A 25,010-nucleotide genomic window follows, 5' to 3' on the forward strand; every position below is an offset into this window, starting at 1 on the left:
TGGCAGTATTGGCAAAGGGAGTTCAGTTGTCCGGTAGACAGAAAGCGGCCATCCTGCTCATCACGCTCGGGCCGGAAGTGTCCGCGCAAGTGTTCAAGCATTTGCGAGATGATGAGATCGAGCAATTAACGCTGGAAATCGCGAACGTCCGCAAAGTGGACGGCGGCGAGAAAGAAATGATTCTTAGCGAATTCCATCAGATATGCGTCGCTCAGGAATTCATCACGCAAGGCGGCATTACATACGCCAAAGAAATATTGGAGAAAGCTCTCGGCTCTCAGAAGGCGATGGACATTCTCAATCGTTTGACCGCGACGCTCCAGGTTCGCCCGTTCGATTTCGCCCGCAAAGCGGAACCGCAACAAATCCTGAACTTCATTCAGAACGAGAACTCCCAGACGATCGCCTTGGTGCTCTCGTATCTGCAACCGGAGCAATCGTCTTCGGTACTTTCGTCCTTGCCTCAAGAGAAGCAAGCCGAAGTGGCACGGCGGATCGCGTTGATGGACAGCACGTCGCCGGACGTCATCGCGCAAGTCGAGAGGGTGCTAGAACAGAAGCTGTCCTCGACGGTTACGCAGGATTACACGAACGCTGGGGGTATCGAGTCCATCGTCAAAATCCTCAACGGCGTCGATCGCGGAACGGAGAGGACGATCCTCGATTCGCTCGAGATCCAGGATCCGGAATTGGCGGAGGAAATCAAAAAGCGGATGTTCGTGTTCGAGGACATCGTCAATCTGGACAATCGTTCCATTCAACGCATCATTCGCGACATCGAAACGGCAGATCTTCAATTGGCGCTTAAAGTGGCAAGCGAGGAAGTTCGCGAATCGATCTTCAGGAACATGTCCAAGCGGATGGCGGAAACGTTCAAGGAAGAAATGGAATACATGGGGCCCGTTCGGTTGCGCGACGTCGAAGAAGCGCAGACTCGCATCGTAGCGACGATCCGCAGACTGGAAGAAGCCGGAGAGATCATCATCGCTCGCGGCGGAGGAGACGATATTATTGTCTAATCTCATCAAATCCTCTCACGTCGTTTCCTTGGATGATCTAAAGAGACTAGAGCTTATCCGTATGCTTTCTCCCCCTCCGCATAATATTTCGGACGGGGATGTCGATAGCGAAGGAAATTCGGCGATTGACGTCGAAACTCAAACGTTGAAAGAGCGAATTTTGGCCGATGCGGAGCACACCGCCCAACAAATTCTGATTCAGGCGCAAGCCGAAGCCGCGGAAATTCGCGCGACGGCGCAACGGGAAACGGAAGCATGGTGGCAGTCCCAACGGGACGAGGATCATTTGCACCGCGAGGAATCGAACCGTCAAGGCTTCGAGGATGGACATCGGAGCGGAACGTTGCAGGCGGAAGAGGATGTAAAGCGGAACTGGGAAGCGCGTATGCAGGAAGCTCAGGCGATCGTTGAAGAAGCTTATGCGGCTAAAGCATCGGTCATTACGGAAGGGGAAACGTTTCTCGTTGAGTTGAGTTGCTCCATTGCGGAGAAAATCTTGAACCGCAAGCTGGCGAAAGCTCCGGAAATGGCAATGAAGCTTTTCGAGAAGGCGCTGTCGCGCAGGAAAGAGCAAGGCGTCATCACGCTCTGCGTATCTCCTTCTCAGTTCGCGTTCGTGCAAGCCGCCAAAGAAGAGCTCAGTCACTTCTTGGATTCTCAGGCCGAGTTGCAGATCGTCCCGGATTCTTCCGTCCAAGAAGGCGGATGCATCGTTCGTTCGGCGTTCGGCAGCATCGACGCTCGCGTAGATACCCAGCTGGAAGCGATCCGGGAGCAACTGCTTAAAGTTGCCGCCCACGGCGCCGAGGAGGGGAAACGCGATGCCGCACCTTGATATTCATCGCTATACGGAAACGTTAGACCGGATGGATCCGGTCAGGGTTAACGGCAAGGTCATTCAGATCATCGGTTTAACGGTGGAGTCGGAAGGGCCGGACGCCAGCATCGGAGACGTGTGCTCGATCCACCCTTCGAAGGGCGGTAAGCCCGTGTTGGCCGAAGTGGTCGGGTTTCGCAACAACCGGGTTCTCCTCATGCCATTGGGCGAACTTGACTCCGTTGGGCCCGGATGCGACGTGGTCGCGACGGGAGGACCTTTAACGGTTCAAGTAGGCTCGGAACTGCTAGGCAAAGTTCTAGACGGGCTTGGAAAACCTTTGGACGGAACGAGCCTGCCGGCGCGCATGCCGCATTACTCGACGAATAACTCTCCGGGGAATCCTTTGCAGCGCCCGCGGGTCAAAACTCCTCTCGGAGTCGGCGTGAGGGCAATCGACGGCCTGCTAACGGTGGGCCAAGGGCAACGGGTAGGCATCTTCGCCGGTTCGGGCGTCGGGAAAAGCACGTTGCTAGGCATGGTCGCGCGGAATACCGCAGCGGACGTCAACGTTATCGCGCTTGTCGGCGAGCGCGGACGCGAGGTGCTGGAGTTCGTCGAGAAGGATCTCGGGCCCGAGGGGCTCGCGAGATCCGTCGTCATCGTCGCCACTTCGGACCAACCCGCGTTGATTCGTATCAAGGGAGCTTTGATCGCCACGACGATCGCGGAATATTTCCGCGATCGGGGCATGAACGTCATGCTCATGATGGACTCGGTTACCCGTTACGCCATGGCGATGCGCGAAGTCGGGCTTGCCATCGGCGAACCGCCTGCTACGCGTGGTTACACGCCGTCCGTGTTCGCGGCGTTGCCTAAGTTGTTGGAACGCGCGGGAACAGGTCCTACGGGCTCGATAACGGCGTTCTACACGGTGCTGGTAGACGGAGACGACATGAATGAGCCGATCGCCGATGCGGTCAGAGGCATACTGGACGGTCATATCGTGCTTCATCGGAACCTGGCCAATAAAGGCCATTTTCCTGCGATCGACGTCCTGTCCAGCGTTAGCCGCGTCATGAAAGACATCATTTCAGACGATCAGCAGAGCGCCGCCGAACAGTTAAAGAGGCTGCTAGCCGTATACCGCGATTCGGAAGACTTGATCAATATCGGGGCCTATCAACGCGGCTCTAACGCCGAGATAGACAAGGCCATTCAATATTACGATTTATTCAAAACCTACACCCAGCAGAAAACGAACGAAAAAGTAACCTTGCATGACGCACAAGAGCGATTGATCATCGATTTCTTCAGGAGATGAGAATAAGCAATCATGAGATTCCGATATCCGTTGCAGAAAATCGTTGATCTCAAGGGCAGCGAGAAGTCGATGGCGGAGTGGGAGTACGCCGCGTCGCTTGGCAAGCTACGGCAAGAGGAAGAGCAACTCAAACAGTTGCAGGACGAACGCCGAGAGCTGGAAACCTCGTTGCAGGCTACGGCAATGCAACCTACGCCGCTGACCGACCTGCTGGTCGTACAACGTTACATCGAGATCGTCGACGTGCGCATACGCAAGCAACACGAAGGCGTGCAAACCGCCGAACAAGTCGTCAGGAAGCGACAAGGCCATCTTACGGATAAGATGGTCGACGAAAAAGTATGGTTGAACACAAGGGACCGGGCGTTCGAGAGATTCAGAAGCGAACAGCTGGCCAAGGAACAGAACGAACTGGATGAAATCGCGATCGTGCGGGCCGCCGCGGCATCTAGGGGTTAAGGCGGATAAACGTGAACGAATCGCAGCGGAAGGGAGGGACAATCGTGGCGGGCGCGGATGTAGAAAAAAGCAGTTACAGCGGCTTCGAGCGATTTCTCTTTTTTGTAACACCGATCTTATTTACAGCCGTGTTGCTCGGCGTATTGCTTCTTATGTTCAACGCGGATTGGCGCAATTCGGCGTTGGAATTCGGTCATAAGATTCCGATCGTGAAATCGATGCTGCCGGCCCCGGCCAAAACCGAGCAGACCGCAGGCAAGACGGATGCAGAGCTTACGGTTAGCAACGCCAAGACGAAGGTCGACGAGTTGAACGCATTGTTGACCGATCGTGAGACGGCGTTGAAGCAGGCGACGGAAGAAACGACGCAGCAGAAAAAGCAGATCGAGGAATTGAAAGCCAAAGTAGACGAGCTAACGAAAGACAATTCCGACAAAACGATTACCAGCGACGCTTACCGTGCTCGAATCACGTCGTTGGCGGATATGTACGGCAAGATGACGCCAAGCAAGGCGGCGCCGATCCTCGAGAGCATGACGACCGACGAATCGGCTCTCGTTCTCGGCGCAATGTCGGATACGCTGCGCGGCAAAGTTCTCGAACGAATGACGCCGAAGAAGGCCGCGGAAGTATCCATGAAGTTGAAAGACGCGGACACGGTCGATAGCCGGGAAATCGCGGCGCTCCAATCGCGAATTAAAGAACTGGAGCTCCAAACGGGCAAAAAAACGTCCGAGCTGGATAACGCGGAACTCAATCGTACTTTCTCGGCGATGAAGCCGGCTAACGCGGCGACGCTGCTCTTGCAAATGGCAAGCACGAATCAGGATAAGGCGCTTCGTATCCTAAGCTTGCTCGACGATTCCGCCCGCTCGAACGTATTGGCGTCGATGTCGGATCTCGACAAGAAGAAAACGGCTGCCCTTGTTACCAAGTTAATGCCGACCGCAAATCCTTAATCGGACGTTTCATAACCCTTCTATTCGAAAGGAGGTGAAAAAAATGAACATGACGATTTCTTCTAATTCGACGCCCATAGGCAAAACCGTCTCCGCTAATGCAAGCAGCGCTTCGAGCGCCGTATCCGGCAGCGGATTCGCGGGTGCTCTCGTTCAAGCGATCGATGGCAAGAGCGCTCCTACGCCAACGAACGGCGGACTATCCTTACCGATAGCTCTTACCGGTTTGCTCGGTCAATTGGGAGAGGATGCTACGGCAGAACCCGCTCAAGATTTGCTGGAAATGCTGACGAAGCTAATCGAGCAATTGCAGCAGTTGGAGAAGGATGGCTCGGATTCTTTGACTTCCGATACTCAGGATCAGTTGGCTTCGTTGTTGGCTGCTTTTCAATCCGTCTTGCAGCAAACGAATCCGATCGCGATTAAACCGGAAACCGAGGCTGGGCAAGCCGTTGGCGCCATTGCGGAAACGGATACGCCTGAAGTTAAGCCATCCGTTGCTTCGAACGTAATCAGCGCTTTGCGCGAGACTCTTCAACAGCTTTCCAAGGCAGTCGCTTCCGGTAAGGAAGGTGCATCCGCCGCCGCTAACTTCACGGCTAAGCTTCAAGCGGTTCTGGATGCGAATGCCGGAATGCCTTCCGCTTCGACGCAGCCCGTTCAAGTAACTAAAGCCGACGAATCGCAGGCATCGGTTACGCCTAAAGACGTTAAAGATGCCGGAAACGGTAAGGCGGTTCCCAAGGAAACGTTCGGACAAGCGGCCGTGGTCGTACAAGAGCAGCGGCGTCCAATCCAAGCGCTCCGCGATCCGATCTGGAGATTTAACGTCGAAGGTACGGAAGATACGAGGACGGAGAATAAGGCGAACGCGGTTGTTCCGGCCGTTGCTACGGCGAAGGAAGCGAATCAATCCGAATCGCAACCGGTATGGACTTACTTGGCCAACGATTCGGTAAGCAAAGCCGATTCTTCCGCGATGAAAGCGACTTTGCCGGCGCAAGTGCCCGTTCAGCAATTCGCCGAACAAGTCGAGAAGTTCCTCGTGAAGCAATTCCAGCTGACGCTAGGAAACGGGACGTCGGAAGCGAAGCTTTCGCTTACGCCCGAGCATCTTGGACAAGTCGATATTCGCATCGTGATGCATAACGGGCAGCTTACAGCCCAATTCATGACGGATAACGCGATGGCTAAAGACATGCTGGAGAATCAAATGGCGCAACTCAAGACCTCGTTGAGCGGTCAAGGCTTGCAAGTCGAACGTCTGGAGGTCGTGCAACAATCGTCTTCGGCGAGTACTTCGTTCATGCAACAAGAGCAACGCCACTCGAGTTCCGGTAACGGCCAAGGAGGCAACGGTCGCGGTAAAGGAGAAGCCCTTGAGGATTCTGCCTTATTCGCTGCCGAGATGGAGCGTACTTCCAGTCTCAAAGATTTCGGATTCGGAGGTTCGATCAGCACCACGGCATAATACCGTACAAAGGAGGTGAATCCCGTGGCTGACGTAGTAGGAACTTCGAACATTTGGCCTTATTATTCTTCGCAAAACGTCCAAGCCGCCGCAAGGAAGCCGGTCAAGGAGTTAGGCAAGGATCAATTCCTGCAGATTCTGGTTACGCAGTTACGCAACCAAGACCCGATGCAGCCGATGCAAGATAAAGAATTTATTTCGCAGATGGCGCAATTCTCCTCATTGGAACAAACGATGAACATGTCCAAGGAGTTGACTAATCTCAGGCAATCGGCGGGAATGTCCGCGGGTCTAATCGGCAAAGAAGTATCCTGGTTGGATGATTCGGGCCCAATCATTGTCGAGAAATACGGCACGGTAAGTTCCGTAATGTGGCGTGACGGCGTTCAATATTTGAAAGCGGGAACCGAAGAAGTGAGGTTGGATAAAATCATTTCGATCGCCGAGCCGACTGACGAAAGCGGAACGGGGGGGCCTGGAAATGAGTGACCGGATGCTCGTTGGGCAACTCTCAACGGGAATAACGGTACCGATCCAAGGCAACCGAAATGGCGTACGTAATCCATCCATGCCTTCGGAGCAAACTTCGTTCCGGGATATCCTTAACAACCAGCAGTTGAAGTTCAGCCACCATGCTGAACAGCGCTTGCAACAAAGGGGCATCCAATTGCTTCCGGACCAAGTTGCGCGCATCGCAAACGCAGTCGATCAGGCAGCCGCGAAAGGCGCCAAGGATTCATTGGTGTTGTTCCGGGATATCGCGATGATCGTGAACGTACCGAATAGAACCGTTGTAACCGCGATGGACGGCAATTCGATGAAAGAACATATTTTTACCCAGATCGATAGCGCAGTCGTCGTGAGCTAAGGCATTGCAGGGCTGGTCCTACTCAGGAAGCCCCAACGCCGCGGACCGATTGAAGCGGCGTTAATCCAACAACCAATGGAGGTAGGCAATACATGTTACGTTCTATGTATTCCGGCGTATCCGGTATGCGCGGTTTTCAAACGAAGCTCGACGTCATCGGCAACAACATCGCCAACGTTAATACGGTCGGCTTCAAAGCAGGACGCGTCATGTTCAAAGACATTTTAAGCCAATCGATGTCCGGCGTAACCGCCCCCGTAGAAGGCGAGAAAGGTGGCGTAAACGCGAAGCAAGTCGGTCTAGGCGTAGCGGTCGCATCGATCGATACGGTTCATACCGCGGGCAGCGCGATGACGACATCGGTTTCCACTGATCTTCGGATCGATGGCGACGGCTTCTTCGTCGTAAGTCCCGCGGACGGCGGTCCGCAATACTTGACGCGTGCCGGTAACTTCACTCTGGACGCTAACCGTCAACTCGTTAACGCGGACGGAATGTTCGTTCTTTCCTCAGACGGCGCGCCAATCGTGCTGGACGAAGCGGTAACGGCGTTCTCGATCTCCCAGGACGGAACGATTATTTCCATCGACCAAGAGGGACTGGCAACGCCGACCGACTTCAAGATCGGAGTCGCCAAAGTCGTTAATCCGGGCGGTCTCGAGAAAGTCGGAGGAAATCTTTATCGGATGACTCCGAACGCGAACGCCGGAGGCGAACTGACGATCGGTGAAGCCGCGAATTTGGAAACGGGTACCGGTTCGATCGTTTCCGGACAACTCGAGATGTCCAACGTTGACCTGACGAACGAATTCACCGAAATGATCGTCGCCCAACGCGGGTTCCAAGCGAACTCGAGAATCATCACGACATCCGATGAAATTCTTCAAGAAGTCGTTAACTTGAAAAGGTAATTGAACGACTGCCAGAGGAGAGCGGCATAGCTCTCCTTCCGGCAGATTGGGGAGGACCCTCGCATGATTCAAGTCACTCGCCTAAACGGCAGCAAGTTTCATCTCAATGCTTTATTGATCGAGACGGTGGAAGAAACGCCGGACACGATCATCTCGCTTACGACGGGAAAAAAATTCATTGTACTCGAAAATTCTTCGGATGTAATCCGGTCAATCCGGCATTACTTACGCAGTATCGGCGTTCTGGCGGCTGTAAGCCGGCCAACGGACGCGCAATCGGAGGGAGCTACGTCATGAGAAAATTGTTGCCATGGCTCGTTTCGCTATTATTGGCGATTACGTTGATTGTCGGCGCCACGTTTTACTTCTGGACCAATTTGTTCGGGGACAAAAAGACGACCGATCCCGACCAAGCGGCGAAAGATGTTGCCGGCAATGTGCAAGTTGAGCCGATATCTGCGGATGAATTAGTCAAAGTGACATCCGAATTAATCGATATCAAAACGAATCTAGCGGACACGGATTACGTCGTTCAGATCAGCTTCTCGTTCCAGTTCGACAACGAGAAAGCCAAAGACGAGTTCGACAAAATCAAAGAAGACGTAGTTAAACCGATCGTTAACCGCGCATTATGGGTGATGACCCCTGATGATATGAATGGAACGAAAGGCAAAGACCAGCTTACGGCAGGACTTATCAACTCCATTAACGTGGTCTTGTCCGAAGGCAAGCTCTTGAAAGTCGGCGTTAAAGGCTTCATCATGACGCGCATTTAACTTAGGGAAAACGAATACGACCGATAGAAAGCACCATAGTCCGGAGTCGGAGCCATCGTTCCGACGACGCCTAAGAAAGGGGTGAGAGATTTGGTAGACGTACTTTCGCAGAATGAGATCGACGCGTTATTGGCGGCGCTCTCTTCGGGAGAAATGGATGCGGAAGAGCTAAAGAAAGAGGATACTCAGAAAAAGGTTCGCGCATACGACTTCAAACGCGCGACCCGCTTTTCCAAGGATCACATTCGAAGCTTAACCCGAATTCACGAGAATTTCGCTCGCTTTTTGACAACTTATTTCTCCGCACAACTTCGAACGTTCGTCCAAATTAACGTCGTTCAGGTAGAACAACTGCCTTACGACGAATTCATCCGCTCCATTCCGAAGATGACGATACTGAACATTTTCGAAGCGGAGCCGCTTGAAGGGCGAATGGTTCTAGAGGTGCACCCCAACGTCGCTTTCGCAATGCTTGATAGACTGCTTGGAGGCGGTGGCAGCGCGCCCGGCAAAATAGGCAGTTTAACGGAAATCGAAACGATAATCATGGAAAAAATATTCAGCAGGGCGCTGGAAAGCTTGCAGGAAGCATGGCGAACGATTATCGACATACAGCCTCGGCTCGAAGCGTTGGAAACGAATCCGCAGTTCATGCAGATCGCTTCACCGAACGAAACGATCGCCCTCATTTCCTTGAGCACGAAGATCGGCGAGACTACGGGCATGATCAACCTTTGTATTCCTCACGTCGTCATCGAACCGATAATGCCGAGATTGTCCGTGCATCACTGGTTCGTATCGCAGAAGAAAACGAGGGCGCCGGAAGAGCAGCAAATGCTCGAGCAGCGATTGAACAAAGCGAAGTTGCCGATCATAGCCGAGTTAGGTTCCTCCCGAATCTCGGTACATGAGTTCCTCAACCTAGCGGTCGGGGACGTAATTGCCTTACATAAGCCGACGAACGAAGGATTGGAAATAAGGGTTGGAGAGAACGTGAAATTTATCGCCAGCCCAGGCACCGTGCGTGATAAAATGGCGATTCAAATTCATGAAATCGTCAACGAAGGAGTGGATGAAATCCATGACGAGTAAAGATTACTTATCCCAAGAAGAGATCGACGCTTTATTGCGTCAGTCCTCAGGCGGCGATACCGATTCCGGGAATGCATCTTCCGGCGGCGTGAAAACCATCGACGACTTCTTGACTCCGCTAGAGCAAGATGCCTTAGGAGAAATCGGCAACATTACGTTCGGAAGCGCCGCGACGGCGTTGTCTACTTTGCTTGGCAAGAAGGTCGACATCACGACTCCGACCGTCTCCGCGATCGCGCGCGAACAGTTCGAAGCGGAATTTCCCAGACCGCACGTTGCGGTTCACGTAAGCTACGTAGAGGGGTTTGAAGGTATCAACTCTCTCGTTATTAAATCGCACGACGCGCAAGTGATCGCCGATTTAATGCTCGGGGGAGATGGCAACGTTACTTCCGAAGAGCTGAACGAAATTCATATTAGCGCCGTTCAGGAAGCGATGAACCAAATGATGGGTTCGTCCGCGACTTCCATGTCGACGATTTTCAACCGAATGGTCAATATTTCGCCGCCGGGCATCGACATCATGGACGTACCTAACAATTCCGGTATAAGCAATATTCCGCATGAGGAAGTGTTCGTCAAAATCTCGTTCCGTCTTCGTATCGGGGATTTGATAGATTCGTCCATCATGCAGTTGATTGCCGTATCGTTCGCGAAGGAATTAGTGAGTTCGTTGATGGGGGGCGTTTCGGAAACATCCGCTCCGCCAGCGGCAGCGCAGCCCGCCGCGCAGCAAGCGCCCGTCGCGCAGCCGGCATACTCGGCACCGACGCCTCCCGCGCCGCCTGTGCATCAGGCGCCTCCGATGGCTTCCGCACCGCCAAGTTATGCTGCGTCCATGCCTCCCCAACCGCAGACGCTAGGAGGATTGAATAGGAACGTGAACGTGAACCCGGTCCAGTTCGCGAATTTCCAAGGTTCGACTTATGCAAACGGGGAAGAAACAAATTTAAATCTACTTCTCGACATTCCTCTCAAGGTCACGGTAGAATTAGGCCGTACCCAAAAACAGATCAAGGATATTTTGGAGCTGTCCCAAGGCTCGATTATCGAGTTGGACAAGTTGGCCGGCGAGCCCGTAGACATCTTAGTGAACAACAAATTGATTGCCAAAGGCGAGGTCGTAGTTATCGACGAGAATTTCGGCGTTCGCGTAACGGACATCGTAAGCCAATGGGATCGGGTACAAAAAATCCAATAAGCTCATCGGGAGGAAATTGAAATGGCAAATCGCATACTCATCGTAGATGACGCAGCTTTCATGCGTATGATGATCAGAGACATTTTGACGAAAAATGGTTACGAGGTTGTTGGAGAAGCACAAGACGGCGCGCAAGCAATCGAGAAGTATAAGGAACTGAATCCGGATCTTATTACTATGGATATTACGATGCCGGAAATGGACGGCATTACCGCACTGAAGGAAATTCGCAAGTTGGATACGAACGCGAAAGTCATCATGTGTTCCGCTATGGGTCAACAAGCGATGGTAATCGACGCAATTCAAGCCGGAGCTAAAGATTTCATCGTCAAGCCGTTTCAAGCAGACCGCGTAATCGAAGCGATCAAAAAAACTTTAGGCTAATACGGGGTTAGACATAGCAAGGAGCGTTGAAGATTCATGCGAACTTATGGGCTTGTCGAGGATACTCCGATAGCGGAGAACACCTCGGCATGGGAATTGATTTGGGTGTTGTTCGTCCTCGCGGTTATCGTCGGGCTGATCGTTTTGCTCTTGCGGTTTTTCGCCAAACGCAATCGCGGATGGGGAATGAATCGGTCGCTTCGTTCTTTGGGAGGGTTTTCTCTTGGGACGAACAAATCGATGCAAGTCGTGGAGTGGAACGGTCGGATTTACGTGCTCGGCGTCGGCGACGACGTTACTCTGCTCGAGTCGATCACGGAGCCCGAAGTCGTAGCCTCTCTGTTAGCGGAGCATGATTCCGCTACGGCTAGCGCAGGAGTCGCGCTGCCCGAGTGGCTTCGCAAATTGACTGGACGCAGTAATCCGTATAACGACGATACATCCTCCGCGCAAGCGACCGGCGACGTAAGTTTCGAGAAAACGTTGGAAACCCGGCTTCGCCAGCTCTCGGAAAGAAAGCAGCGGGTTGAACAGTTGCTGGAGGATAGCCGTTCCGGAGATCGGACAGATAAGCCATGAGAAAAAAACTCCTTTATAGTTTCGTTGCGATTCAAGCTTTTCTAATCAGTTTCAGTGCGTCGGCTTACGCCGAACCGATCATCGGAATTCAGCTAGGCGACGGCAAGGAGCCCGTAGGAGCTTCCGCATTATCGATGCTGTTGCTCATTACGGTATTGAGCTTGGCTCCGGCCATTCTCGTGCTCATGACCAGCTTTACCCGAATCGTCATCGTGCTCGGCTTCGTTCGAACATCGCTAGGCACGCAACAAATGCCGCCTAACCAAGTGATCGTCGGGCTAGCGTTGTTCATGACAATGTTCGTCATGGCGCCAACTTTCTCGCAGGTGAACGATACGGCATTAAAGCCCTATCTCGCGAGCGAGATCAGCCAGACGGAAGCGCTTCAGAATGCGTCGATACCGATGAAGGAATTCATGTACAAGCATACTCGTCCCAAAGACTTGTTATTGTTCATGAACTACACGAAAACAGAAAAACCGGCGACTTATCAGGATATCCCGATCACCGTTCTCGTTCCGGCTTACGCCATTAGCGAATTGAAAACGGCATTCCAAATGGGCTTCATGATCTTTATTCCTTTTTTGGTCATCGATATGGTCGTCGCCAGCACGTTGATGGCGATGGGGATGATGATGCTGCCGCCCGTCATGATTTCGCTTCCGTTCAAGATATTGCTCTTCGTGCTTGTCGACGGTTGGTACCTTGTCGTGAAATCGCTGTTGACCAGCTTTAATACTTGACGAAGCTTCATCGTAACGCAGGGGGGAGCACATGAGCGCCGAATTCGTAATCGGATTGGCAGGACAAGCCTTATACACCGTGCTGAAGGTCAGCGCGCCGATGCTGGGGATCGGGTTGACTGTCGGATTGCTCGTCAGTATTTTCCAGGCAACGACCCAAATCCAAGAGCAGACGCTCGCTTTCGTACCGAAGATCATAGCCGTGTTCTTGGCACTGTTGCTGTTCGGTCCTTGGATATTGAATACAATGATAGATTTCACGAGCCACCTGCTCGGCAATCTGGCGAATTACATTGGGTGACGCCGAATGGAACTGATCATGCAGGTGCTCCCCGGTTTTATGCTTGTTTTTTGTCGAATAACCTCGTTTTTTGTGGTAGCGCCGATCTTTTCGTCCCGCGTTATCCCAAGAACGGTCAAAGTGGGTCTCGCTTTTTTTATCTCTTTGATCGTGTTTCTGACCGTCGGGTTCGATACGAAGGTTACGATGGATGCCACGTACATATTGATCGTTTTACGCGAAATATTCGCAGGGCTCATCATCGGTTATACTTCCTATTTGTTTTTTACCGTCGTTCAAACTTCCGGGGCCATGATGGATATGCAAATGGGGTTCGGAATGGCGAACATCGTAGATCCGATTACTGGAGTTACGGCTCCGATAATGGGAAACTTCAAGTTTATGCTGATGATGCTCGTCTTCTTATCTTTGAACGGACATCATTATCTGATATCCGCGATCATGGACAGCTACAAATGGCTTCCGCTCGATAATCAGCTGTTTCAGATTTATTACGGAGGTCAAGTAACGGAATTCCTGACGAGAACGTTCGCGGATACGTTTTTGTTGGCGGTGCAAATAGCCGCACCGATTATCGTGACGATGTTCTTGACGGATTTCGGTCTGGCGTTGCTGGCCAGAACAGCTCCGCAGTATAACGTGTTCGTTATCGGGCTTCCGACCAAAATCTTGATCGGGTTGGCTCTGCTGGTCCTGTTGCTTCCGGGATTCAGCGCATTGTTCCAAATGGTATTCGATCACATGTTCAAAGCGTTAGAGAAGCTGTTCACGATCTTGAAATCGCCCTCCTAGATTCTAGGCGCACCGAAAGAGGAGGAGGTGTCATGCCCCGCAATCGCTTGATAATGGATCTACAGCTGTTTGCCGGCGAGAAAACGGAAAAAGCTACGCCGAAGAAACGCCAAGACAGCCGCAAGAAAGGGCAAGTCGCGAAAAGCGCGGAAATTCCGAGCTCGCTGATCTTGCTCGCTTGCATCTGCTGCTTGCTCGTTCTCGGTCCGTTTTTGCAAAAACAGCTGCTGTCCATGTTCGGAGATGTTTTTTTGCACCGATTAACGATGGAAGTTACGGAGCAGAACGTACTGTCGATGTTCGGTCATTATGCGGTGCAGATCCTTATCCTGCTTGCGCCTATCTTCTTGATCGTCTTGCTGGTCGCGTTTTCCAGCTACTACGTTCAGATTGGTTGGCTATTTACGCTAGAGCCTTTGAAGCCGAAATTAAGCAAGCTTAACCCGCTTAACGGTGCCAAAAACATATTCGGAGTTCGTTCGATCGTCGAAATGCTCAAGAGCTCGTTGAAATTGTTCTCGGTAGGAATCATCGTATATTCGGTGTTATGGTCCGAGAAGAAACGGTTTTTAGAATTAGCGAATATGCCCGTGCAAGATATATTCGCATTCGTTACGAGTCTAGCCGTACGTCTAGGAATATTCGTCGCGGCGCTTCTGTTCGTACTAGCGATCGCGGATTTCATGTATCAGCGTTACGAGTTCGAGAAAAACCTGAAAATGAGTAAGCAAGATATAAAGGACGAGCACAAGAACGCGGAAGGCGATCCGCTGATCAAAGGAAAGATCAGGGAACGCCAACGTCGTATGGCACTCATGCGGATGATGCAGGAAGTTCCGAAAGCGGACGTCATCATCACGAACCCGACCCACTTCGCCGTCGCATTGAAGTACGACCCCGCGAAAATGGACGCGCCGACGGTCATTGCCAAAGGGCAAGATTATCTCGCGCTTCGCATTCGGGAAATCGCCAAACAGAACGACGTTATCACGATGGAAAACAAGCCGCTCGCCCGCGCGCTGTTCGAGAGGACGGAAGTAGGGGAAAGCGTCCCCGGAGATCTCTTCCAAGCGGTCGCGGAAGTTCTGGCATACGTATATCGCCTTAAAGGCCGACGGTGACGGACAACAGAAGGTGGAAGCACGTCATCGCGAATGAGTACATAAGAGGACGTATCGTATCGATAGGGAGGGACGGATCATGAAAGCTCGGGACTTAAGCATACTTGTTGGCGTCATCGGCATTGTCCTGATGATGGTCGTTCCGATTCCCAAAGGGCTTTTGGATATTTTGCTCATCATTAACATTTCCGTCGCGATCATGATTTTGCTAATCGCGATGAACACCAAAGATGCGCTTCACTTTTCGATTTTCCCGACTATGCTTCTTCTTACGACGATCTTTCGATTAGCGCTCAACGTGTCCACGACACGGTTAGTCCTTTCCAAAGCGGATGCGGGCCACGTCGTCGAGACGTTCGGTAGATTCGTCGCCGGAGGACAGATCGCGATCGGGTTCGTCGTTTTCCTTATTCTGGTCGTCGTGCAGTTCATCGTTATTACGAAAGGTTCCGAGCGTGTCGCCGAGGTTGGCGCAAGGTTTACCCTCGACGCGATGCCCGGCAAGCAGATGAGTATCGACGCGGATTTGAACGCCGGACTCATAAACGAACAACAAGCTCGCGAACGCCGCGAGAAAATCGAAAAGGAAGCCGATTTCTACGGCGCGATGGACGGAGCCAGCAAGTTCGTCAAGGGAGACGCGATCGCGTCTATCATCATCGTACTCATCAACTTGATCGCCGGTTTCATCATCGGGATGGCCGTACATGGTTTCGATGCGATGACTTCTCTGCAGAAGTATTCCATTCTTACGATCGGCGACGGTCTCGTCAGCCAAATTCCCGCGCTCTTAATCAGTACCGCGGCGGGTATTATCGTGACGAGAGCGGCATCCGACGGCAATATGGCCGACGATATGAGCCGTCAACTTCTCCGTTATCCGAAATTGCTTTACATCGTTGCAGGCACGGTCGCATTGCTTGGAATCGCAACGCCGATCCCTTTGCTTAGCACTTTGCCTTACGCGGCCATTCTCACATTCGCGGGTTATCGCCTGCAGAGCAATCTGAACCGAAAGCAACAAGCGGAAGAGTTGCTCGTGGAGGAGAAGCAAATCGAAGAGGTCCGCAGTCCGGAGAGCGTCATCAGCTTGTTGCAGGTCGATCCGATCGAATTCGAATTCGGATACGGGCTTATCCCGCTTGCGGATACGCAGCAAGGCGGAGATTTGCTCGACAGAATTATCATGATTCGACGGCAATGCGCCCTGGAAATGGGCTTAATCGTTCCCGTTATCCGAATTCGCGACAATATTCAACTAAAACCGAACGAATATGTCATAAAAATGAAAGGAAATACGGTTGCCCGCGGCGAACTATTAATTCATCACTACTTAGCGATGAGCCCGGGATTCGACGACGATTCCGTAACCGGAATCGAGACGCAGGAGCCGGCATTCGGATTGCCTGCGCTATGGATTGACGAAGCGACGAAGGAACGCGCGGAAATGGCCGGTTATACGGTCGTCGACCCGCCGTCTGTCGTAGCTACTCATCTAACCGAGATCATCAAGAAATACGCTCACGAATTGATCGGGCGTCAAGAAACGAAAGCGCTCGTCGAGAGCGTCAAAGAGACGTATCCGGCTTTGGTCGAAGAGCTGATCCCATCGATTCTCGGAGTCGGCGATATACAGAAGGTATTGTCCAAGCTGCTGAAAGAAAAAATCTCGATCCGCGACCTGGTCACGATATTCGAGACCTTGGCCGATTACGGCAAGTTCACGAAAGATCCGGAAGTACTGACCGAATACGTAAGACAAAGCCTTTCGCGTCAAATTACGCAACAATACGCGAATTCGTCCGAGCCGCTTAAGGTCATAACCGTGAGTCCGGCGGTCGAGAAAAAAATCGCGGAGGCGGTACAGCAATCGGATCAAGGCAGTTACCTGGCCATGGATCCTTCCTCCTCCCAGGCGATTTACCAACGGCTTACGGAGCAAGTTACCCGGCTCGTCCAATCCGGACAGCAGCCGATCATTCTTACTTCTCCGACGATTCGAATGTATTTGCGCCAGCTTCTGGAACGAAGCATGCAAGATATACCGGTCATCTCGTACAGCGAGCTGGAGCCAAGCATTGAAGTCCAAAGCGTTGGGGTGGTGAGCGCATGAAGGTAAAAAGATACATAGTCGACGATTTGCCCGAAGCCGTGCAAATGATACGAAGCGAGCTCGGGTCGGACGCCGTCATCTTGAATACGAAAGAAATCCGCGTAGGCGGATTTCTTGGTATGTTCCGCAAAAAACGCGTTGAAGTTATCGCAGCGATCGACGAGATCGCGAAGAAGCCGGCGGCACGCCCGCAATTACCATCCCGACCTATAGAGAAAAGGCCGGTTAGTCCCGTTTTGCAGACTATGCAAGATCAAGAGCCGACGTCCCCGTTGTTGCCTCCGACTGCGATTAGGCAACGGTACTCGCAACCTCCGTTCGCGGATAGCGGGAGGTCGCCGGCCCCTGTCCAAGAGCTTCCGCGAGAATCGGGTTTGGGAAACGGAACAACGACGAGTCCATTTCAGAGCAATCTAGAGCAAGTGGTAGCCTTACAAGAGCGCGAGGCGGATCCGAACGCAAGAGAAAGCTTTCCAATGCATCAGCGCGGCGATACGCAAGCCGCAACTTTAGCGGCCGCCGTCCATGCGCTGGAATCCAGGGAAAGCAAGCCATCCGCGCCTGCCGATGAAAACTCTTCCCTTCTTCAGGAGATTCGTTCCATGAAGGAGATGATGACGAAGCTGTCCAAGCAGCAGACGTTCCGAACGATGCCTGACTCCGTTATGAAATTAAGCAGACGCTTAGCCGAGCAAGGAGTCGAGCCCGGTTACGTGGAACAGTTCGCGGAAACCGTCAACGCCAAGCTTGATAACAACGAAGATGACGATAGCAACGCGGCGTACGAGGCTGCTCGGGAGGTGCTCCTTTCTTGGATTCAGGGAACCAAAGGAGAAGGAATTCAGCCGGAGACGCGAATCGTTCACTTCGTAGGGCCGACGGGCGTCGGCAAAACGACTACGATCGCCAAATTGGCTGCGGAACAATCTTTTAATCATCGACGCAGCGTGGGGTTTATTACGGCCGATACTTATCGAATCGCCGCGGTCGATCAATTGAGAACGTATGCCGACATTTTGAACGTTCCGCTTGAAGTCGTATTTTCCCCGAGCGAGTTAGCGCGCGCCTACGGTAAGCTAAGCGATCGGGATCTGTTATTCATGGATACCGCGGGCCGCAACTATCGGAACGAGTTGTTCGTCTCGGAAGTGAACAGCCTGCTGGCTCCGGGCGAAAATACGGAAACGGTACTCGTGCTCAGCATGACGCACAAATACGGCGATATGAAGGCGGTCGCCTCTCAATTCGCGAAGTATGGCGTCACTCAAATGCTGCTCACCAAATTCGACGAGACGGACTCGTTCGGCGCGGTCGTCAATCTCGTCAAGCAATTCGATTTCAGCATTTCTTACTATACTTGCGGACAAGCGGTACCGGACGATATTCGGCCGTTCGATCCCGAGGATCTCGTGAACCGCCTACTGGGGGAGCCGGGACATGATTGATCAAGCGCAAGCCTTGCGGCATATGGTGCATTCCAAGGATCTGCAATCCGCCCGCACGACGAAAGTCATTACGATCACGAGCGGCAAGGGCGGCGTAGGCAAATCCAACTTCAGTCTGAACTTCGCGATGGCGTTGCAGAATCGGGGTTACAGCGTTCTCATATTCGATGCGGACATTAGCTTCGCGAATATAGACGTACTTCTCGGAACCCCCGCGAAATACAATTTGATCCACTTGCTCAAAGGCGAGAAATCGATCTGGGAAATTATCCAGATCGGGCCCGGGGGCTTGCAGTTTATAGCCGGAGGGTCGGGATTTCAAGATTTGGTTCGCCTGAGCGAGCGAGAACTCGAATACTTCTCGGATCAAATCGGCAAGCTGCACGGCCACGTCGATTTCATTCTTTTCGATACGGGAGCCGGGTTGTCCAAAGAAACCGTGAGATTCATAACGGCGGCCGAAGAAACGATCGTCGTGACGACTCCCGAACCTACTTCGATTACGGACGCTTACGCGTTGATCAAGATGCTTAAGTCGATGGGACACCAAATCTCGTTCCGCCTCGTCGTGAACAGAGTGACGGACAACAGGGAAGGACATCAAACGGCGGATAACATTCGGCAAGTCGCGAGCAAATACTTAGGGGTGGATATCCCATTGCTAGGCTTCATCCCGGACGATTCCAGCGTCATGAAGGCGGTAAAGCAACAGACGCCTTTATCTATCGCTTTTCCGAATAGCGAGGCCATGAAGGGGATTGACCGAATCGCTTCCAAGGTAGTTCTTGAAGATCGCGAGCCATCATCCGCCAAAGGTTTGTCCGGATTTTTGCAACGTATGAAGAAGTTATGGAGTTAAGTTAACTACGGATTAGACTTATGGAATGACTTACGCGAAACCGCAAACACAACCAGAAAAGCAGGGAGGGTCGCCGAAATGTCGGAATTCAAAGTACTGATCGTAGACGATTCTCCATTTATGCGTAAGGTATTCAGCGATGTCATCGATGCGGACGGCGCCTTTAAAGTGCTTGCAACCGCATCAGACGGACAACAAGCCGTAGAGATGGCTTTGGGGTTAAAGCCGGACATTATCACCATGGATTTGGAAATGCCGCGGATGAATGGTCTTGAAGCCCTGCAACGTATTATGACCGTACAAGCGACCCCGGTCATTATGTTATCCGCGGTAACGGACAACGGAACCCGCGACACGATCAAGGCGCTTCAATACGGTGCCGTAGACTTCATTCGTAAGCCTGACGGAGCCGTTAAGCTGGATATCGGGCAAGTCAGGGAGCAGTTGTTAGAGAAGCTGCATATCGCGCGCGAGACGATGAACAAGAAGCCATTCCGGTTTCTGCCGGCCGTCGAAGAAAAAGCGGAACCGACACAACCGCCGACACGGACATCCGAACCCGATGCTTCGACTGCGACTTCGCTTCCCGATCCAGAGAACATTCCCGATCAGTTGCCGTTAGTCGGCAATGAAGGTAGCGCAGGCAAGGAGAAACTCAAGCCAATCGCCAACGATTCTTTGCCGAGAAAGCCCGCCAAGCCGGATTCGCCGGCGAAATCGATGGCAAGCGGCGCGTCGTCATTCCAGACGGACAATCGGATAAAGAAAACTTCTACGGAAGGCTTAAGCGGGGAAATCGATCGACCGAAGACTAAACCGGCAGAACGAAAAATCGCGGGGGACAAACTGCCGGAATCGCGCACGGCCGGGTTGGCTTCAGGTTTAAAGCGGCCAGAGCCAAAGGGAGTTCCGCCCGCAGAGGTAAAGCGGCCGCTTAAGAATCCGGTAGATGCGGGCAAACCCGAGGCAGCCCCGACCTCGCCTCCTGCGACAACGCAACGTCCTAAGACTTCGACCGCGTTTACGCATATTGTCGCGATCGGAACTTCGACCGGAGGCCCTCGTGCACTGCATGAGGTGTTGACCGGAATCCCCGGGGATTTCCCGGCTCCGATACTAGTCGTTCAGCATATGCCGCCTAAATTCACGAATTCGCTGGCTCAGCGGCTGGATCAATTTTGCAGCATCCATGTCCGCGAGGCGTCGGACGGCGAAACGATCGAGACGGGAACAGCCTACATCGCGCCGGGCGGCAGGCATATGTCCTTGGCGAAGGAACTATCCGGTAAATACCGGATTCGGCTGTCGGACGAAGGTCCGCGCAGCGGCCATATGCCTTCGGTCGACGTCATGTTCGAATCGCTGATCGGACATTCCCAGCTGAAACGGCACGTCGTTCTGATGACGGGAATGGGCAGCGACGGAGCGAAAGGGATGAAGGCGCTCCAGACGGACGGAGCTCTGACGACGATCGCGGAAGCGGAACAAACGTGCGTCGTATACGGCATGCCTCGCTCCGCAGTAGAGCTAGGCGCCGTTTCACATCAGCTTCCGTTACAAGAAATCGCTTCGGTACTCGTTCAAGAAGTAAAGTTCCGCAAATGATAAAAGCATCGCTGCAAGCTCACCCAACAAGGAGGTGTCCGGCCAGTGGAAATGAATCAATACATGTCCATATTTATCGATGAATCCAATGATCACCTGCAGTCGTTGAACGAAAATATGCTTCGGCTGGAGCAACAACCGGAGGATATTAGCATCGTTCAGGTCATTTTCCGTTCGGCGCATACGCTGAAAGGCATGTCCGCGACGATGGGCTTCGAAGATCTCGCGGCTCTGACGCATGATATGGAGAACGTGCTCGATCTCGTTCGTAACAGCAAGTTAAGCATGAACGGACATATTTTCGACACTTTGTTCAAATGTTTGGACGCGTTAGAAGCAATGGTTCAAGACATCATTAACGGCGGTACGGGTAAAGGCGACGTTGAAGAACTCGTGCAGATACTGAAGGCGATCGTTAAAGGCGACGTAGAAGGCAAATCTTCCGCGAAAGCCAAAACCGCAGCCACAGCCTCCACCGTATCCGCGCAACTACTGCTGGATCAATACCAGTTGTCGGTCATCAGCCAATCCTTGGAGAGCGGGCACAGAGCGTATTACATCGAAGTGAGCGTACGTGAAGATTGTTTACTCAAAGCGGCTCGCGCTTACATGGTATTCGACGTGTTGGAGCGAAACGGGGAAGTGGTCAAAGCTTTTCCGTCCGTGCAAGAAATCGAGCAAGAGCAATTCGACCGTGGTTTCTCTGTCTATTACATAACGCAAGCAGAAGAAGAGTCACTCCGCGACCAGATTTCCCGCGTATCCGAGATCGATTCGGTGTCCCTGACCGCGGTCGATCGGGAGTCGCTCGCCGAGCTGACGAAATCCCACGAGCAAGCCAATCAGATCAAATCCGCGAAGCAGGAGACCGCAGCTGCCGAAGCTCCGGTCATCGCGTCTTCGACTGTAACGTCCAAAGAGAGCGCTCCGGTTCGCGCGGCGGCCGCTACAGCGCCGACCTCTGGCAACGCGAGCCCGAGAACGATCCGGGTCGATATCGAGCGGCTTGATTCGTTGATGAACTTGTTCAGCGAATTGCTCATCGATCGCGTACGCCTAGAGCAACTCGCCTCCGAAGTTCGACGTAACGATCTGACCGAGACGGTAGAGCATATGGCGAGAGTAAGCGCGGATTTGCAGAATATCGTGCTTAAGCTGCGGATGGTCCCGGTCGAGAGCGTCTTTAACCGTTTCCCGCGGATGGTTCGGGATTTAGCGAAGTCGCTGGACAAGAAGGTAGATTTGATCGTCGTCGGCGCCGAGACGGAGCTGGATCGGACCGTAATCGACGAGATCGGCGATCCGCTCGTCCACTTGATTCGCAATGCGGTCGATCACGGGATCGAATCGATCTCGGAGAGGGTAAAGCTAGGCAAGTCGGAAGTCGGTACCGTGCATCTGCGTGCTTATCATAGCGGCAACCACGTATTCATCGAAATCGAAGAAGACGGTAAAGGCATCAATCGTCCTAAAGTGCTGGAAACGGCGATCAAGCGCGGCGTGGTGACGGCTGAAGAAGCGAAAAATTTGAGCGACGACGAAGTGAATATGCTTATCTTCGCGGCCGGCTTCAGCACGGCGGACAAAGTATCGGATATATCCGGCCGGGGCGTTGGCCTCGATGTCGTAAAATCCAAAATCGCTTCCTTGGGCGGTCACGTTGCGGTTACGTCGAAGCTTGGTTCTGGCACGAAGTTTTCGATTCAACTTCCGCTTACGCTCTCGATAATCGCGGCCATGCTCATTAAACTAGGCAACGAGAAATACGCGTTCCCGCTTTCTTCGATCGTAGAAACGGGATCGATCAAACGCTCGGATATTCGTACGCTGCACGGCAACCGCATCATCGACTACCGACAAACGATTATCCCGGTCGTTTCTCTGGCGCATTTGGTAGATTCCCCGGCTTATAACGACGAGGACGAGACGGAAACGGAAATGCTCGTCATCCGCAAAGGGGATAAGCTGGCAGCCGTTCTGGTGGAAGAGTTCATCGGGCAAAGCGAGATCGTCTTAAAACCGCTAGGCAAATATTTGGCCGGCAACTTGGGCGTCGTGTCGGGAGCAACGATACTCGGAGACGGACAAGTCGCATTGATCGTAGATCCGAACGCACTGATTAAATAAACTACCGGAACTTAGGAGGAATCATCCATGGCAGAAGAATTGAAAGTCATCGTCTTCACGCTGGCGCAAGAAGAGTACGGGATCGAAGTCGACAAGGTTCGCACGATCGAGCGTATGGTTCCCATTACCCGCGTGCCGAAGACGCCGGCGTTCGTAAAGGGCGTTATTAATCTGCGCGGCATCGTCATTCCGGTCATCGATTTGCGAGGACGTTTCGGAATTGACGAAACGGAGCACACGGACAGTTCGCGGATCATTATCGTCGCCGCGAACGAGTTGGAAGTCGGGTTTATCGTAGATTCCGCCAACGACGTTCTCGACGTCATGAGCGACGCGATCGAGAATCCGCCCGAAGTGCTCGGCGGAATTAAGGCGAAATACATTAGCGGCGTCGCTAAAGTAGGAGAAAGCCGTCTCTTGATTCTCTTGAACCTGATAGAGGTTCTTAACCGCAACGAAATCATCCAATTAGAACAGTTCGGAGAATAGCGCCGTGAGCCTTTTCAAGAACGACGCTGATTTTAAGATGGACGTGCTTCGGGAAGTAGGCAACATCGGCGCTGGAAATGCCGCGACCGCCCTATCGACTTTACTTAACAAACCCGTAGATATGGCGGTTCCGACAGTGAGCTTACTTCCGTTCGAAGCGATCGCCGAACGTGTCGGGGGCTCTGAGGCCGTCGTTATCGCCATCTTCTTACGCGTTGAAGGCGATGCGCCCGGCAATATGTTCTTTATCATTAATCGGGAACCGGCTAGACGTATCCTGCAAGGGCTGCTCGGTTTTAACGCTGCCGAGAACGACGATTATAGCGAATTAGAACTATCGGCGCTGAACGAGATCGGTAATATACTGGCCGGCTCTTACTTGTCCTCTTTGGCCGATTTCACGGGATTGCGCATGTCCCCGACGGTTCCGTCGCTCGCGGTCGATATGGCCGGCGCGATATTGAGTTACGGGATGCTTCAATTCGGCACGATGGGCGACGATGCGCTGCTTATCGATACGACTTTCTTGGAAGGGCAACAAGAAGCGGAAGGCCATTTCTTCCTGATTCCCGATCCGGAATCTTTCGATAAGCTCTTCCGCGCGTTGGGAGTGCCGATCTAATATGACCGAAGGCACCTTTATCAAAGTAGGCATGGCTGATCTGAACATGGGCGAAAGCGGAGCGATTCTCAAAACGACGGGGTTAGGTTCTTGCGTTGGATTAACCTTGTTCGACCCGCAGCTCCGGATAGGCGGCATGGCGCATATTATGTTGCCTTCCTCCGACATCGCCCGAGAGGGACAACTGAATATCGCGAAGTATGCGGACACGGCGGTTCCCGAGCTCTTGAAGCGCATGATGAGCAAAGGAGCGGTGACGAGGCGTTTGGTCGCCAAGATGGCCGGAGGAGCGCAAATGTTCGCTTTCATGGGCGGAACCGATACGATGCGCATCGGGCCCCGCAACGTCGAAGCGACGAAGCAAATGCTGGAGCATTACCATATCGCCGTCGTCGCCGAGGATACGGGCGGCAATTACGGACGGACGGTGGAGTTGAATACGGACAACGGAGTGTTCAGCATCCGCAGCGTGCAGCATGGAGTAAAGGAGATTTAAAATGGTAGGTTCCTGGCGCTTAAATGTCGGATTCGGCGGGTTCGGCGCAATATTAACCTTCATGTTTTCCTTGTCGAATAACCCGATCGGAACGACGTTGACACGCAGTTTGTACGCTTTTCTCGCATTTGCGGCATTGGCGTTCGTCCTAAGAATCGTTTTAGGTCAGTTGATGAACCCGGCAGCAAAGGTTCCAATCTCGGATCCCGAATCCGTAGACGACGAACGCGGCACGAAATTGGATTTGACGACTCCCGACGAGGGAGAGTCTTTGTCGGAGCTGATGAAGGAGCAATGGGCGGACGGAAAAGGGGAACCTGTCAAAGGTTTTCAGCCGCTTCAGCCTAAACGGGTAGTGTCGTTGGACAATCCGAATCCGGAGGAAGTGGTTCAGGCGATTCGTCGTCTGACCGACGAATAAGGAAGGTGAAGCTACA

Annotated in this window: 28 protein-coding genes; all 28 read left to right on the forward strand. The window is 52.7% G+C overall.

Features of this window, described 5'->3' with window-relative positions:
* Positions 1–8 precede the first annotated feature (8 nt).
* The 28 genes from fliG to D7Z26_RS09870 all read left to right on the forward strand — a co-directional run bounded on the left by fliG (position 9) and on the right by D7Z26_RS09870 (position 24,994).
* Complete coding sequence (gene fliG, locus D7Z26_RS09730; protein WP_120976583.1) at positions 9–1,019, forward strand: flagellar motor switch protein FliG; 1,011 nt, start codon at positions 9–11, stop codon at positions 1,017–1,019.
* The gene (gene fliH, locus D7Z26_RS09735) at positions 1,012–1,854 is read left to right on the forward strand and encodes a flagellar assembly protein FliH (RefSeq protein ID WP_120976221.1); all 843 of its coding nucleotides are present in this window, start codon (positions 1,012–1,014) and stop codon (positions 1,852–1,854) included. The genes fliG and fliH overlap by 8 nt, the downstream gene beginning before the upstream one ends.
* Positions 1,841–3,160 (forward strand): flagellar protein export ATPase FliI, encoded by a 1,320-nt coding sequence (gene fliI, locus D7Z26_RS09740; RefSeq protein WP_120976223.1) that lies wholly within the window; start codon positions 1,841–1,843, stop codon positions 3,158–3,160. The genes fliH and fliI overlap by 14 nt, the downstream gene beginning before the upstream one ends.
* A 12-nt stretch (positions 3,161–3,172) precedes the next feature.
* On the forward strand, positions 3,173–3,619 hold the full coding sequence (fliJ, locus tag D7Z26_RS09745) for a flagellar export protein FliJ (RefSeq protein WP_233566746.1): 447 nt from the start codon (positions 3,173–3,175) through the stop codon (positions 3,617–3,619).
* A gap of 44 nt (positions 3,620–3,663) precedes the next feature.
* On the forward strand, positions 3,664–4,578 hold the full coding sequence (locus D7Z26_RS09750; RefSeq protein WP_120976227.1) for a magnesium transporter MgtE N-terminal domain-containing protein: 915 nt from the start codon (positions 3,664–3,666) through the stop codon (positions 4,576–4,578).
* 43 nt (positions 4,579–4,621) lie between these two features.
* On the forward strand, positions 4,622–6,049 hold the full coding sequence (locus D7Z26_RS09755) for a flagellar hook-length control protein FliK (RefSeq protein ID WP_120976229.1): 1,428 nt from the start codon (positions 4,622–4,624) through the stop codon (positions 6,047–6,049).
* Between the two features lie 24 nt (positions 6,050–6,073).
* Positions 6,074–6,538, forward strand: coding sequence for a flagellar hook capping FlgD N-terminal domain-containing protein (locus D7Z26_RS09760; protein ID WP_120976231.1), 465 nt, complete (start codon positions 6,074–6,076; stop codon positions 6,536–6,538).
* Complete coding sequence (locus D7Z26_RS09765) at positions 6,531–6,917, forward strand: TIGR02530 family flagellar biosynthesis protein (protein ID WP_120976233.1); 387 nt, start codon at positions 6,531–6,533, stop codon at positions 6,915–6,917. The genes D7Z26_RS09760 and D7Z26_RS09765 overlap by 8 nt, the downstream gene beginning before the upstream one ends.
* A gap of 92 nt (positions 6,918–7,009) precedes the next feature.
* Positions 7,010–7,828: a flagellar basal body rod protein FlgG gene (flgG, locus tag D7Z26_RS09770; RefSeq protein WP_120976235.1), complete on the forward strand. Its 819-nt coding sequence runs from the start codon at positions 7,010–7,012 to the stop codon at positions 7,826–7,828.
* Between the two features lie 63 nt (positions 7,829–7,891).
* Positions 7,892–8,125 carry a flagellar FlbD family protein gene (locus D7Z26_RS09775; RefSeq protein WP_120976237.1) on the forward strand — a complete coding sequence of 78 codons (234 nt, stop codon included), beginning with the start codon at positions 7,892–7,894 and terminating at the stop codon, positions 8,123–8,125.
* Positions 8,122–8,604 (forward strand): flagellar basal body-associated FliL family protein, encoded by a 483-nt coding sequence (locus tag D7Z26_RS09780; protein WP_120976239.1) that lies wholly within the window; start codon positions 8,122–8,124, stop codon positions 8,602–8,604. The genes D7Z26_RS09775 and D7Z26_RS09780 overlap by 4 nt, the downstream gene beginning before the upstream one ends.
* Before the next feature lie 90 nt (positions 8,605–8,694).
* Positions 8,695–9,696, forward strand: coding sequence for a flagellar motor switch protein FliM (gene fliM, locus D7Z26_RS09785; RefSeq protein WP_120976241.1), 1,002 nt, complete (start codon positions 8,695–8,697; stop codon positions 9,694–9,696).
* A complete protein-coding gene (gene fliY, locus D7Z26_RS09790; protein ID WP_120976243.1) occupies positions 9,686–10,897 on the forward strand; it encodes a flagellar motor switch phosphatase FliY in 1,212 nt (403 codons plus the stop codon). The genes fliM and fliY overlap by 11 nt, the downstream gene beginning before the upstream one ends.
* A 21-nt stretch (positions 10,898–10,918) precedes the next feature.
* Positions 10,919–11,281 carry a response regulator gene (locus D7Z26_RS09795; RefSeq protein ID WP_115990989.1) on the forward strand — a complete coding sequence of 121 codons (363 nt, stop codon included), beginning with the start codon at positions 10,919–10,921 and terminating at the stop codon, positions 11,279–11,281.
* A 36-nt stretch (positions 11,282–11,317) separates the two neighbouring features.
* The gene (locus D7Z26_RS09800; RefSeq protein WP_120976245.1) at positions 11,318–11,860 is read left to right on the forward strand and encodes a flagellar biosynthetic protein FliO; all 543 of its coding nucleotides are present in this window, start codon (positions 11,318–11,320) and stop codon (positions 11,858–11,860) included.
* The gene (gene fliP / locus D7Z26_RS09805) at positions 11,857–12,603 is read left to right on the forward strand and encodes a flagellar type III secretion system pore protein FliP (RefSeq protein ID WP_120976246.1); all 747 of its coding nucleotides are present in this window, start codon (positions 11,857–11,859) and stop codon (positions 12,601–12,603) included. Before D7Z26_RS09800 ends, fliP begins: the two co-directional genes overlap by 4 nt.
* A 31-nt stretch (positions 12,604–12,634) precedes the next feature.
* Positions 12,635–12,904, forward strand: a complete 270-nt coding sequence (fliQ, locus tag D7Z26_RS09810) for a flagellar biosynthesis protein FliQ (protein WP_120976248.1) — start codon at positions 12,635–12,637, stop codon at positions 12,902–12,904.
* A 6-nt stretch (positions 12,905–12,910) separates the two neighbouring features.
* Positions 12,911–13,696, forward strand: coding sequence for a flagellar biosynthetic protein FliR (gene fliR / locus D7Z26_RS09815; RefSeq protein WP_120976250.1), 786 nt, complete (start codon positions 12,911–12,913; stop codon positions 13,694–13,696).
* A 32-nt stretch (positions 13,697–13,728) separates the two neighbouring features.
* A complete protein-coding gene (gene flhB / locus D7Z26_RS09820) occupies positions 13,729–14,817 on the forward strand; it encodes a flagellar biosynthesis protein FlhB (RefSeq protein ID WP_120976252.1) in 1,089 nt (362 codons plus the stop codon).
* Positions 14,818–14,896: 79 nt separating this feature from the next.
* Complete coding sequence (flhA, locus tag D7Z26_RS09825; protein ID WP_120976254.1) at positions 14,897–16,930, forward strand: flagellar biosynthesis protein FlhA; 2,034 nt, start codon at positions 14,897–14,899, stop codon at positions 16,928–16,930.
* Complete coding sequence (gene flhF, locus D7Z26_RS09830; protein WP_120976256.1) at positions 16,927–18,375, forward strand: flagellar biosynthesis protein FlhF; 1,449 nt, start codon at positions 16,927–16,929, stop codon at positions 18,373–18,375. Before flhA ends, flhF begins: the two co-directional genes overlap by 4 nt.
* Positions 18,368–19,234, forward strand: a complete 867-nt coding sequence (locus tag D7Z26_RS09835; protein ID WP_120976257.1) for a MinD/ParA family protein — start codon at positions 18,368–18,370, stop codon at positions 19,232–19,234. Before flhF ends, D7Z26_RS09835 begins: the two co-directional genes overlap by 8 nt.
* A gap of 78 nt (positions 19,235–19,312) precedes the next feature.
* Positions 19,313–20,839 (forward strand): protein-glutamate methylesterase/protein-glutamine glutaminase, encoded by a 1,527-nt coding sequence (locus tag D7Z26_RS09845; RefSeq protein WP_233566751.1) that lies wholly within the window; start codon positions 19,313–19,315, stop codon positions 20,837–20,839.
* A gap of 45 nt (positions 20,840–20,884) precedes the next feature.
* A complete protein-coding gene (locus D7Z26_RS09850; RefSeq protein ID WP_120976260.1) occupies positions 20,885–22,966 on the forward strand; it encodes a chemotaxis protein CheA in 2,082 nt (693 codons plus the stop codon).
* Between the two features lie 27 nt (positions 22,967–22,993).
* The gene (locus D7Z26_RS09855) at positions 22,994–23,455 is read left to right on the forward strand and encodes a chemotaxis protein CheW (RefSeq protein WP_120976262.1); all 462 of its coding nucleotides are present in this window, start codon (positions 22,994–22,996) and stop codon (positions 23,453–23,455) included.
* A gap of 37 nt (positions 23,456–23,492) precedes the next feature.
* Complete coding sequence (locus tag D7Z26_RS09860; protein WP_407643500.1) at positions 23,493–24,077, forward strand: chemotaxis protein CheC; 585 nt, start codon at positions 23,493–23,495, stop codon at positions 24,075–24,077.
* Position 24,078: 1 nt separating this feature from the next.
* The gene (locus D7Z26_RS09865; RefSeq protein WP_120976266.1) at positions 24,079–24,573 is read left to right on the forward strand and encodes a chemotaxis protein CheD; all 495 of its coding nucleotides are present in this window, start codon (positions 24,079–24,081) and stop codon (positions 24,571–24,573) included.
* Position 24,574: 1 nt separating this feature from the next.
* Complete coding sequence (locus D7Z26_RS09870; RefSeq protein ID WP_120976268.1) at positions 24,575–24,994, forward strand: hypothetical protein; 420 nt, start codon at positions 24,575–24,577, stop codon at positions 24,992–24,994.
* Positions 24,995–25,010 lie beyond the last annotated feature (16 nt).

The sequence above is a fragment of the Cohnella endophytica genome (assembly GCF_003628305.1).
GTDB classification, from domain to species: Bacteria; Bacillota; Bacilli; order Paenibacillales; family Paenibacillaceae; genus Cohnella; species Cohnella endophytica.